This is a genomic window from Dokdonia sp. MED134 (assembly GCF_000152925.2).
In the GTDB taxonomy this organism is placed as follows: Bacteria; Bacteroidota; Bacteroidia; order Flavobacteriales; family Flavobacteriaceae; genus Dokdonia.
In genome coordinates this window covers 2,974,038-2,986,113 of record NZ_CP009301.1, presented here as the reverse complement: position 1 = coordinate 2,986,113, position 12,076 = coordinate 2,974,038, and the positions used below count along the sequence as shown (strand labels likewise).

12 protein-coding genes are annotated in these 12,076 nt (G+C 38.7%); 2 read left to right on the top strand and 10 right to left on the bottom strand.

Going from position 1 to position 12,076, the window contains the following annotated elements; translation table 11 throughout:
* Positions 1–99 precede the first annotated feature (99 nt).
* Positions 100–474: a hypothetical protein gene (locus MED134_RS13245; RefSeq protein WP_035327979.1), complete on the top strand. Its 375-nt coding sequence runs from the start codon at positions 100–102 to the stop codon at positions 472–474.
* A gap of 5 nt (positions 475–479) precedes the next feature.
* Here the strand turns inward: MED134_RS13245 and MED134_RS13240 are convergent, their stop codons facing one another.
* From MED134_RS13240 to MED134_RS13200, 9 genes are all read right to left on the bottom strand, one after another.
* Complete coding sequence (locus tag MED134_RS13240) at positions 480–1,907, bottom strand: M20/M25/M40 family metallo-hydrolase (RefSeq protein ID WP_038600017.1); 1,428 nt, start codon at positions 1,905–1,907, stop codon at positions 480–482.
* Positions 1,900–2,778, bottom strand: a complete 879-nt coding sequence (locus MED134_RS13235; RefSeq protein WP_038600014.1) for a PPK2 family polyphosphate kinase — start codon at positions 2,776–2,778, stop codon at positions 1,900–1,902. The genes MED134_RS13240 and MED134_RS13235 overlap by 8 nt, the downstream gene beginning before the upstream one ends.
* Before the next feature lie 8 nt (positions 2,779–2,786).
* Positions 2,787–3,950: a sigma-54-dependent transcriptional regulator gene (locus tag MED134_RS13230; protein WP_038600011.1), complete on the bottom strand. Its 1,164-nt coding sequence runs from the start codon at positions 3,948–3,950 to the stop codon at positions 2,787–2,789.
* Between the two features lie 2 nt (positions 3,951–3,952).
* Positions 3,953–4,849, bottom strand: a complete 897-nt coding sequence (locus MED134_RS13225) for a DUF6268 family outer membrane beta-barrel protein (RefSeq protein WP_038600008.1) — start codon at positions 4,847–4,849, stop codon at positions 3,953–3,955.
* Complete coding sequence (locus MED134_RS13220) at positions 4,842–5,834, bottom strand: mechanosensitive ion channel family protein (RefSeq protein WP_038600005.1); 993 nt, start codon at positions 5,832–5,834, stop codon at positions 4,842–4,844. The genes MED134_RS13225 and MED134_RS13220 overlap by 8 nt, the downstream gene beginning before the upstream one ends.
* Positions 5,819–7,123 carry an ABC transporter permease gene (locus tag MED134_RS13215; protein ID WP_038600002.1) on the bottom strand — a complete coding sequence of 435 codons (1,305 nt, stop codon included), beginning with the start codon at positions 7,121–7,123 and terminating at the stop codon, positions 5,819–5,821. The genes MED134_RS13220 and MED134_RS13215 overlap by 16 nt, the downstream gene beginning before the upstream one ends.
* Complete coding sequence (locus tag MED134_RS13210; protein WP_038599999.1) at positions 7,120–8,058, bottom strand: ABC transporter ATP-binding protein; 939 nt, start codon at positions 8,056–8,058, stop codon at positions 7,120–7,122. Before MED134_RS13210 ends, MED134_RS13215 begins: the two co-directional genes overlap by 4 nt.
* A 300-nt stretch (positions 8,059–8,358) precedes the next feature.
* Positions 8,359–9,486 carry a molecular chaperone DnaJ gene (dnaJ, locus tag MED134_RS13205; protein WP_038599996.1) on the bottom strand — a complete coding sequence of 376 codons (1,128 nt, stop codon included), beginning with the start codon at positions 9,484–9,486 and terminating at the stop codon, positions 8,359–8,361.
* An 83-nt stretch (positions 9,487–9,569) separates the two neighbouring features.
* A complete protein-coding gene (locus tag MED134_RS13200) occupies positions 9,570–10,145 on the bottom strand; it encodes a nucleotide exchange factor GrpE (protein ID WP_038599993.1) in 576 nt (191 codons plus the stop codon).
* 245 nt (positions 10,146–10,390) lie between these two features.
* Here MED134_RS13200 and MED134_RS13195 point away from each other — a divergent pair, with 245 nt between their 5' ends.
* Positions 10,391–11,056 carry a YceI family protein gene (locus MED134_RS13195; protein ID WP_035327961.1) on the top strand — a complete coding sequence of 222 codons (666 nt, stop codon included), beginning with the start codon at positions 10,391–10,393 and terminating at the stop codon, positions 11,054–11,056.
* Positions 11,057–11,104: 48 nt separating this feature from the next.
* Here the strand turns inward: MED134_RS13195 and MED134_RS13190 are convergent, their stop codons facing one another.
* Positions 11,105–12,025, bottom strand: a complete 921-nt coding sequence (locus MED134_RS13190) for a TIGR01777 family oxidoreductase (protein ID WP_038599991.1) — start codon at positions 12,023–12,025, stop codon at positions 11,105–11,107.
* Positions 12,026–12,076: the final 51 nt, after the last annotated feature.

The following is a 12,076-nucleotide window of genomic DNA, read 5'->3' as shown; positions in this document are numbered from 1 at the left end:
TTCGCGAAAGCGCAAAAATACTTCATCCATAAACAAAGACCGAGTAGTTTAATAGCAAATTCTTATCTTAAAGCATTAATCATATAGTACATCATACCTATGCTCACTAACCCTATAGAAATAGACCTAGCTTTAAGAACACTTATTAAAGCACACGAAGACAAGCTACAACTTAGAAAAGACGACAGCGCAGGTCTTGAGGCGGCGGGAACTATACCCACAATGCAAGGCAAGCAAAAAGTGGATGGTCATTACTTTGCAAGTGTGATACCTAAACCCAAAGACTGCAGACTTTACTTCTTCCCTATTTATACAGATGTTGCAGCTTTTACAGACTTAGACCCTGCGCTTAAGAAATGTCTTAAGGGCAAGAGTTGTTTTCATATAAAAAAAATGGACGCCTCGCTAGAAGCATCCATTAGTGATATGATAGATAAAGGGATTGCCATTTATCAAGAAAAAGGCATTATCTAAAACCCTTATTGTTTTATGGGTGCCTGTATTAATTTGGCAGGTTTTTGAATATAGTTATCCATTAAGTACACAAGACTTGTCATAGTTGCTGCACCTAGTTCTAGTTCTCGTTTATTTACCGCATCAAAAGTATCATTTGCCGCGTGGTGATGGTCAAAATAACGTTGCGAGTCTGGTCGTAAGCCAGCTAGTACAATGCCATCATTTGTAGTTTTAAGCGGACCAATATCTGCACCACTACCTCCTCTTGTAAAATCGTGTATGAGGTAAGGCTCAAAAAGTGATTTCCAGCCTAGTACTTCATTATAATTACGATCATCTGTATCAAAGGAGAAGCCTCTAGGTGTAAACCCACCTGAGTCACTCTCTAGTGCAAAGATGTGTTGCTCACCTTTTGCCTTGGCTTCTTCTGCATATTTTCTACCGCCACGTAAACCGTTTTCTTCATTCATAAATAACACCACACGTATGCTATGCTTAGGTTTATAACCTACAGCCTTCATAAGTCGTAAGACTTCCATACTCTGTACAACTCCTGCACCATCATCGTGAGAGCCATCTCCTAGATCCCAAGAGTCTAGATGACCGCCTACAACCATATATTTATTAGGAAACTCACTCCCGGTTATCTCACCTATCACATTGTACGACTCAACTTCTCCCATATTTTTACAAGACATCTTGTAAAAGAATTTTAACTCTGGATTGAGCTTTAAAGATGTACTTAACAGGTTTGCCCCTTTTGTACTTATGGCAGCTGCAGGTATACGTTTTGACGCAGGTAAATCTCCATAAGACATAGACCCCGTATGTGGGTAATCATCTATACTGTGCGTAACAGATCTTACGATCACTCCCACTGCTCCTAGCTTTGCAGCCTCCATAGCTCCTGCATATCGCTGGTCTACACAACCACCATACGCTTGAAAGGTGCGTATAAGCTCATCATTCATAGGGCGATTATAAAAGACTATTTTGCCCTTTACATTTTCTTCCCCAAGCGCTTTGAGTTCTTCTATACCCATTACCTCTACTACGTTTGCTCTAAGTCCTACAGACTTAGTTGCCACAGATCCTCCTAGTGCACAAATAGGCACAGATGTTATGCGTGCATTTTCTCCTTCTATATGTGCTCTTTCTGCCTCGCCGCGTATCCACTTAGGTACCATTACGGGTTGTAACCATACTTTATCAAGGCCTGCTTTTTCAAGTTCGGCTTTTGTCCAGGTTACGGCTCTTTCGGCACCTAGACTTCCGCTTAGGCGAGATCCTATTTCATTAGAGAGGTGATCTAGCCACTGGTAGCTCTGCCCTTTTGTTAATGCTTCTGTATAGATGTTACGTACGGTGATTGAGTCGTTTTGCGCTTTCGCGAAAGCGGAAACCCCCACCACCAAAGCAACCGTAAAGATGTTTTTGAGTACTTTATTCATTTTCTAACTGTTCTTTGTATGCTGAAAGATTTGCTTTTGTTTTATCATCTAGTTCTGGCTCTTGTATATCTTCATATTGTGAGAGTGTCTCTAGTAGAATGCTTGCAACTGCTAGACGAGCAGCGGGTTTATTATCTGCAGGGATAACGTACCACGGTGCCTTGTCTGTGGAGGTGCGGTTTATAGCATCTTCATAATAAGTTTGATAGGTATCCCATAGCTTGCGCTCTTTGAGGTCGCCGGCTGAAAATTTCCAATTTTTTTCTTTTTTCTCCAGACGACGTAGCAGTCTATTTTTTTGTTCACCTTTTGACAAATGCATAAAGAACTTATAGATAAGTGTCCCGTTTTCTACAAGATGCTTTTCAAAGTTTTTGATCTGCTCAAAACGCTTATCCCAGAAAGCGTCGTTTACATCTTCTACCGTATGGACATCTGGTAGGTTTTCACCCAGAATATACTCGGGATGTACACGCGTGACTAGTACATTTTCATAATGTGTGCGATTGTGCACGCCAAATTTTCCTCTCTGAGGTAGTGCGATATAATGACGCCACAGGTAATCGTGACCCAGCTCAAGATCTGTAGGCACTTTAAAGCTCTGTACCTCAACACCACGAGCATTAAAGTCTTTAAAGACTTCTCTTATAAGGCTGTCCTTACCAGAGGTATCCATACCCTGCAAACATACGAGTACCGCATACTTATCGTGTGCGTACATTGTGTCTTGAAGTTTACCGAGCTTCTTGCGTACTTTTTTGAGTTTTTTCTCTAGTTCTTTTTCTTCTTGATCTTGAAAAAGCGTCGTGCTTTTATCTGAAAGCTTTACGGGCGCTGTTATCTTAAATGTGTTGTAATCCATATCACTCATACCATCTGTTATTTACTTGCAAATAGTTTTACATCTCCCTCTGTAACTTCTGGACCACTTAAGATAATAAGACGCTCAACCACGTTGCGTAATTCTCGTATATTACCCGTCCAGTCATAAGCTTTTAAAAGGTCTATGGCTTTGCTTGAAAACGTTTTAAGCGCGGTGCCCTGCTCTTGTGAGATCTTCTTTGCAAAATGTGCTATAAGGATAGGAATATCGTTACGACGGTCATTAAGTGCAGGTACTTTGATTAGAATAACCGCAAGCCTGTGATATAAATCTTCTCTAAAGTTTCCATCTGCAATTTCTTGCTTGAGGTTTTTATTAGTCGCTGCTACTACGCGCACGTCTACTTTAATGTCCTTATCACTACCTACTCGCTGCACTCTACTTTCTTGTAGTGCTCTTAGTACTTTGGCTTGTGCAGATAGGCTCATATCGCCTATCTCATCAAGAAAGATGGTACCTCCATTTGCTGCTTCAAATTTGCCTGCGCGATCTTTATTTGCACTTGTAAAAGCTCCTTTTACGTGGCCAAAAAGCTCACTTTCTATAAGCTCAGATGGTATCGCTGCACAATTTACCTCTACAAGTGGTCCTTTAGAACGCTCACTTTTTTCGTGTAGCCAGTGTGCCACAAGTTCTTTACCTGTTCCATTAGGTCCCGTAATGAGCACGCGTGCATCTGTAGGAGCCACCTTCTCAATCATCGCTTTGATCTGCCCTATTTCTTCACTCTCACCTACCATCTCGTACTTTTTGCTCACTTTCTTTTTGAGCTTTATATTTTCTACCACGAGCGTTTTGCGGTCTAGTGCGTTGCGCACGGTGTTAAGTAATCTATTGAGGTCTGGTGGTTTTGATATATAATCAAAAGCGCCCAGGCGCATTGTATTTACAGCGGTATCAAGATCACCGTGACCAGAGATCATTACCATAGGCACTTCTGGCTTGAGTTTACGGGCAGCCTCTAGTACCTCAACACCATCCATTTTTGGCATTTTAATATCACAAAGTACAAGGTCATAATCTTCTTCTCGAATTTTGTTTATACCCTCTAGGCCATCTCCAGCTTCTTCTACCTGATAGTCCTTACTCTCTTCAGATAATATCTTGGTAAGAACGCGTCTTATCGCAGCCTCATCTTCTATAATTAAAATCTTTGCCATTATTATAATTTAAATTTTATTCCAGAACGACCATAAAAGGTGTTCTTATCATTTATTGTAAAAACGTCATTACGATCTCCATCACGTAGTCGTATGTCATTTATAACGGTGTGTCCAGCATAAAAATAAAACACTAGGTGTTTTGTAAAGCAATATTCATACCCTAATCCAAAAAGGGCTACCGTCATAGAAATACTCTCTGCTGTTTCAAACTCCCCTTCTGGTATATTTACTTCTACATTATCTTGAATATTTGCAAAAAAACCGTCCAGACTTAAAAAACTCTGAATGATGTGCTCTCTGTTTTTACCAAAATAGCGTTTTATATTAGACTTAGGCACTCCTAAGGTAAACGACCAGTCTGGGTGAAACTCACGATAGTAATTTACAAAAGGTAATGGAAACGGTCTACCAGATTCTGTATCATATCTCCCACCTACAATAAGTCTCCACGGTTTATCAAGACCATCTTTAGTCTTATCATTAATAAAATATACTGCCCCAGTGTGTACAACATCACTGCTAGAAAAAGTTTCTGTACTAAAGTTTGAAGTAATTCTTGAACCTATCTTTGCACCTAAACGCCACTTGTCGTTCAGCTTTTGTGTATAGCCTAGCGAAAAGCTAAAAGATTGAAATCTGTCTAAGTCCTTACGACTAAAAGGAGTAACATCTTCAAATTTTAAATTTACATTTCGGTACTCAAAACCTGGCACTAAGTAAACATCTTCTTTAAGTTTTACAGGTACGTTTATAAATGATCTAAACCTCCTAAAAGAATTATCTGAATCACTCTGTGGGAAATAGGTATACTCTACTCGTGCCAAATCTGTCAACTGTGCGCTCACTGTCCCGGTAAACAATAGTAAAGCAATAATAAATCTGGCAGTTTTACTCATTTATAGTATCATTTTTTGGAAGTGAATTAGTCTCCTCAGATTTCTCCTTTGGTACAAACACTGGTCTATCAGTATTAAAAAGATGTAAATCGCGTTGCGGGAATGGGATGGTAATTCCGCTTTCGCGAAAGCGGTCATCTATCGCATATCGTAAAGCACTTTTTATTCTAGGATCTACAAAGCTGTCCCTCACACAGAAATAGAGTCCAAAATCTAGCGAACTATCTCCAAAATTTTCAAAAAGCACAAAAGGTTTAGGATGCTTTAAAATATCTGGGTGCTCTGTTGCACACTCCAGTAATATCTTTTCTACCGCTCTGGTATCGCTACCGTATGCAACACCTACTTTTACGTTTTCTCTAGTAGTTTTATGATTTTGGGTATAGTTATATACGGTGTCTGTAATAAACTTGTGATTAGGTATTATAATCACTTTATCATCTCTAGTAAGAGCTCTAGTGGTACGTAGTTTTATTTCAAAAACTCTACCTACACGACCATCCATCTCAATAATATCACCTGCCGAAATTGATTTATCTACCATTATCAAAATCCCCCCTATTACATCTTGAAAGACTTCTTGTAAAGCAAGACCCAGACCTACAAATAAAGCTGCAGAGGCTGTAAGCAACACCGTTATATCAATACCAGAAGCACTCATCGTTGCAAGTACCACCACTATATAGGCAATGTATTTTATAAATTTAAAAACACTTACAAACTTGAGCTTGTCATCACCTTCCATCCTACGTGTCATTAAAACACGAACCCACTTAAGCACAATACTTGTGAGTATAAATGCAATGATAAGTACAATGAGATGCCCTACGGTAAAGCCTATATGATTAGGCTCTTTACCTAGACTAATGAGTTCAAAGCTAAGCCACTCTTTTATTGTGCCCCAGATGTCTTCTTCTATAATATCTTTTACCTTATCTACCGTTTCTTCTTGTAGATAGAGAAGTATCGCTAGTATTTTAACCATTTTATTAAATCTTTATAAGTAGGCTTTTTTCCATACATAAGGATCCCTACTCGATATATTTTTGATCCAAACCACACTGTAAAAATAAAGGTGGCTATGAGTAATGTAATAGATACAATGATTTGCCATAGTGGCACTTCAAAGGGTATACGCATTAACATTACAATAGGAGAAGTAAGCGGTATAATAGAAAATATTGTTGCCACCGTACCGTGAGGATTATCTATTACTGCAAAAAAGCCTACATATATAGCCAGCATAAGTGGCATAATAATAGGCAGCATAAACTGCTGTGTATCTGTCTCATTATCTACCGCTGCGCCTATAGCCGCATAAATAGAACTGTATAAAAAGTACCCGCCTATAAAATAAATAAAGAAGCCACCCACTAGCTGTAGCAAAGGTAATTTTTGAATCTCTTGCAGTAACTCTATCATCATATTAGGATCTTGAGCTATCTCTTGAGCTTGTGATGCTGCAGGATTTACAGAGGTTGCCGCAGATGGATCTACCCCAAAAACTGCTGTAAGAACCACCAGTAATACCCCACCTACTAGAACCCATATAGCAAACTGCGTGATGCCCGCCAGTGTTGTACCTAGTATTTTACCTAGCATAAGCTGGAAGGGCTTTACAGAAGAGATAATTACCTCTATAATTCTATTGGTCTTTTCCTCAATCACAGAGCGCATTACCATATTACCATATATAATAATAAACATCATAAGAAGATACCCCGCAGCACCCCCAAAACCTGCTTTCACCCAGTTACTCATCTTTGAGCTAGACTCACCAGAGAAGTTTTCTATATTAATATCTATCGTGCTTTTTGCAGTCTCTAGTGCCGTGAGGTTTATACCTTGTGCAACTAAGTTTTGATCTGTAATTCTTTTTTCGATGCGCTTTTCTATATCTCCTATAAAGTCATATGAGGGCGTTTCATTACCATAAAACGTAACCGGATTTGTAGCAGTTTCTGGGTTTTTTGAGATATGAATGAGTCCATAATAAACATCATCTTTTGCAACTTCTTTACCGGCATCAAGCCCTTGATCACTTAGGTTTACATAGCTTGTCTTATCTGTATTAAAAAATACAGTTTCAAATTGTCCAGACTCATCTACCACTACAATTGTGCGTTTATCTTCACTATTGAGCTGCGTTAAATAAGAGATAAGCAGTATCATACCTACCAAAATAAGCGGACTCAAAAAAGTCATTATCAAGAATGACTTATTTCTTACTCGTGCGATATACTCTCGCTTTATTATTAAAGAAAGGATGCTCATTTGTTCTGACTAACGGTTTGAATAAAAATATCGTTTACACTCGGGATCACTTCTACAAAGTGTGTTACTTGTCCATACGTTTGTAAGGTGCTTAATAGTTCGTTTGGACTACCATTATCACCCATTTCAACTCGCAATTTATGCTCATTACCTAAGCTCTTAAACTGTGCAGGAGTAACTTTAAAAGAAGATGCTAGTTCTTGTTGCGCTTTCGCGAAAGCGGTCTCATCTACCACCTGCACCCCTATATCAAAAGTATTGTTTTGATATGCTCTCTTTATGGTGTTTATCTCACCGTCCAAAATCTTGTTAGACTTATTTATGAGTGCAATATGATCACACAGTTCCTCAACAGACTCCATACGGTGTGTACTAAAGATGACTGTTGCACCCTCATCTCTAAGTTGTAAAATCTCGTCTTTAATAAGGTTTGCATTTATAGGATCAAAACCACTGAAAGGTTCATCAAAAATGAGCAATTTAGGCTGATGCATTACGGTTACCACAAACTGTATTTTTTGAGCTTGTCCCTTAGATAGTTCTTGTATTTTTTTACCCCACCAGTCACCTATCTCAAGTTTTTCAAACCAGTGCTTTGCTCTTGTTTTTGCTTCGGCCTTAGACATCCCCTTAAGCTGTGCGAGATAGAGTACTTGCTCTCCTACCTTCATAGATTTATACAAACCACGCTCTTCTGGCATATAGCCTATATCACGTATATGTTGTTGTTGTAAAGGTTCTCCACCTAAGGTCACACTACCAGTATCTGGCATTGTAATCTGGTTTATGATGCGTATAAGTGTCGTTTTACCAGCTCCGTTGGGACCTAAAAGGCCAAAAATACTCCCCTCTGGTACGGTAATAGACACATCGTTAAGTGCAGTAAAGTCTCCAAACTTTTTTGAAACCGTATCTGCTACAAGTAGTGAATTCATATAAAGACGTTAATCAAGCTAAGATAGGGATATGACCTGAGTGACGTATGCGTGTTGTGTATATTTTAGGAAAAATATAAACCCGTAGATGTGAGAATAATTAAACAACGCTCACCTATGTGTGATTACTTAATTACAAAACGTCTTAAAAGCAAAACCCACCCTAGGCGTAAGCTCAGGATGGGAAAAAAAATTGCTATGAAAAAGAAAAATAACGTCAAACATTGTTTAACGTTATTCAAATATAACTTTTTTTTATGAACCCAATTAATTTGGTTTCATAAAATTTGAAAACAGCTGTTAAGAGAACATATCTTTTACCTTCTCAAAGAATGATTTATCACTTGTTTCTGGATTTGGTGAGAAGTTATCATCGGTAGCCATTTTTTCAAAAAACTGCTTTTGTTCTTTATTAAGAGTTTTAGGTGTCCACACATTTACGTGTACAAGTAAATCTCCTTTACCATATCCATTTATAGAAGGGATACCTTTACCTCGTAAACGTAATATCTTACCACTCTGTACACCCTCTTCTATTTTGATACGCACTTTACCAGTTACAGTATCTATCTCTTTTGATGTACCAAGTACGGCCTCACTTATACTTATATAAAGGTCATAGTGTAAATTATCTCCTTCTCTCTGTAAAAAGTCGTGATCTTTTTCTTCTATTGCTACTAGTAGATCTCCAGCGATTCCATTACCTGGAGCCTCATTACCTTTACCCGTCACTTTGAGCTGCATACCATCTACTACTCCAGCTGGTATTTTGATACTTACTGTTTCCTCATCTACAATGAGTCCTTGAGCATCTGCTCCAGCAGGACGCTTGTCTATCATCTGTCCTGATCCACCACAAGTAGTACAAGGTGCACTAGTTTGCATACGACCTAAGATAGTATTCTGGATCTTGGTGACTTGTCCAGCACCATTACAAGTTGTACAGGTTTTATATGATACGCCAGCCGCTTGCTTCTTACGCTTTACCTTGATTTTTTTCTCTACGCCGTTTGCTATTTCTTCTAGTGTGAGCTTCACTCGTATACGAAGGTTGCTTCCTTTCACACGACGCTGACCGCCGCCAAAGCCTCCACCAAAACCAGAGAAACCACCCCCGCCACCGCCAAAAGCGCCGCCAAAGATATCTCCAAACTGGCTAAAAATATCATCCATATTCATCCCGCCACCGCCGAAGCCGCCGCCGCCTTCAAAGGCTTGATGACCATATTGATCATAGCGAGCACGTTTTTGCTCATCACTTAATACCTCATAAGCCTCTGCCGCTTTCTTAAAGTTTGCCTCTGCAGTTTCATCACCTGGGTTTTTATCAGGGTGATACTGTACCGCCTTCTTACGGTATGCTTTCTTTATCTCTGCTGCAGTAGCTCCTTTTGAGATACCTAATATGTCGTAAAAATCTTCTTTCATAATAAAAACTCAGTAAGACTGAGCACTCTTAAATCATTAAGGACGGTAGATGCTCATCTACACTTTTCCTTGTACTACTTATATTACTGTCCTGTAACTACCTTAGGAAACCGGATGATTTTATCTCCAAGTTTATACCCCTTCTCTATCACATCTACAATTTTACCCTTGAGCTTCTTGCTAGGTGCAGGTATTTGAGTAATAGCCTCGTGCTGATCTGCATCAAAAGCATCTCCAGCCTTTACTTCCATTTCTTCAAGTCCTTTAGACTTAAGTGTCTCCTTAAATTTATTGCTTATAAGGGTCATACCTTTTACGTGTATATCATCCTTATCTCCTTTAAACTCATTAAGCGCTCTATCAAAATCATCTACCACAGGTAATAACGCTTGTATTACCTCTTGACCTGCAGTTTTATACAATTCTATACGTTCTTTTGTAGTGCGTCGTTTATAGTTTTCAAACTCTGCAAATAGGCGTAAAAACTTATCTTTCTCGGCAGCAAGATCATCTTGAGCAACTTCTAGCTCAGTACGCTCATCTTTAGGAGCCGCATCTTCGGCTTCTTTAGTCTCATTTGCCTGCTCTGCCTCGTTTACAAGCTGCTCTTGAGCAGCCTCGTCTACGGTAGTATCTTGTTTTTTATCTTCTGTTGCCATAGTGGTCTTAAATCAATTTTTTACTGAAATGGCAAAAGTACTGCCAATTGCTGTAAAATGTCAAAATGTCATTGCTTTTTTAGTTCTATAAAAACAGCCTGAGTCAATCCACCTTCCCTCTTTAAAAATGCTCATTTCCAACTTTACCAAAAACTTATTTACATTAATATGATGCATTTATGAAATTATTAAGAAGACGACTATAAATAAATGTTAATTTTGCAGTTCACTAAATATATATCAAAATGAAAAAACAAATCTTAAATACTCTTGCAGTAATTGCTCTTATAGCAGGAACTGTGTCTTGTAAAGGAGACAAAACAAACGAAACTGAGGCTACCGAAGCTAAAGAAGTTGCAACTGTAGCAGATGCTATGAAATTTACTGTAGACACTAGTGCGTCTACCATAGACTGGGTAGGTAGCAAGCCAACAGAAAATCACACGGGTACTATAAACATCGAGAGTGGTGTTGTAAAAGTAGCTGGAGACAAAATTACAGGTACCTTCCTAATAGATATGACTAGTATTACAGTTACAGATCTAGAAGGTGATGGTAAAGCATCTTTAGAAGGACACCTTAAAGGACAGGCTGAGGGTAAAGAAGATCACTTCTTTAATGTGGCAAAATATCCTACAGCAGCTTTTGAAGTAACTGGAGTTACAGAAAAAGAAGGAAAGAAAATGATGCAAGGTAACCTTACAATAAGAGATCAAAAGAAGAACATTGAGTTCCCTGTAACTTATAGCGTAGATGGAGCAAATATGACACTTACAAGTGAGCCATTTACAATAGACCGTACAAACTGGGGAGTAAATTATGGGTCAAAATCTATCTTTGATAACTTAGGAGATAAGTTTATCTCTGATGATATCCAGCTTACTGTAAAACTTCAAGCGACTAAAGCATAAGTTCAATAAGCTATATAATTAAAAAGCCACTCTATCGAGTGGCTTTTTTTATGCGAGCAAGTCTGCTACTGCACTATCTATATCACTATATTTAAATTTATAACCGTCTTCTTGTATTTTAAGGGCACTTACCTTCTGGCTTTCTAAAACCACCGCAGCCATATCGCCCAGCATAAGCTTAAGAGCAAACGCAGGTACTTTAGGAAGTATAAGTGGTTTACCTAACTCATCTGCCACCACTTCTGTAAACTTTTTATTGGTTACTGGTGAGGGTGCAACGCCGTTATAAACGCCAGATAATTTGTTTTCATAAATGTGGTAGTATATACCAGCCATATCATCTATATGTATCCACGATTGCCATTGCTTACCAGTACCTAACGGCGCACCTGCTCCATAAGAAATAGGCTTCATAAGCTTAGGTAATGCACCTGCTTCTTTATCAAGTATTACGCCTGTGCGTACTCTAGAGGTCATAACATCTATTTTTTGAAACTCCAGCGCAGCTGTCTCCCATTGTTCCACAACCTGACCCAAAAAGCCAGATGCATATTCAGGATAAGACTCATCATATAGTTCTGTAAAAGAAGATGGATAGCCTCCTATAGCACTTGCACTAATAAAATGCTTTACGGTAACAGTCTCGCCATTTTTACGCTTTCGCGAAAGCGTACTATAAAGTAACCTTGTAGTTACAACCCGGCTTTCAAAAATAGCTTTCCTATTCTCTACAGACCAGCGCTGGGCAATCGTAGCTCCAGCAAGATGAAAAATAGTATCTACACCTTCAAAACAGGCATCATCAATCTCATCTGTTTTTGTATTCCAGTAAAATCCTTTGTAATTATTTTTTGATTGTATTTTATCTTTTGATGTCGTTAGATAGTTAACATCAATTCCATTCTTGTGACATAATTCTGTTAGGGCTGTCCCCACTAATCCCGTGGCACCTGTAATTAAAACCTTCATGTAATTCTTTTGATTGAACGTACAAAGATACAAAGGGAGCCCCTAAAGACA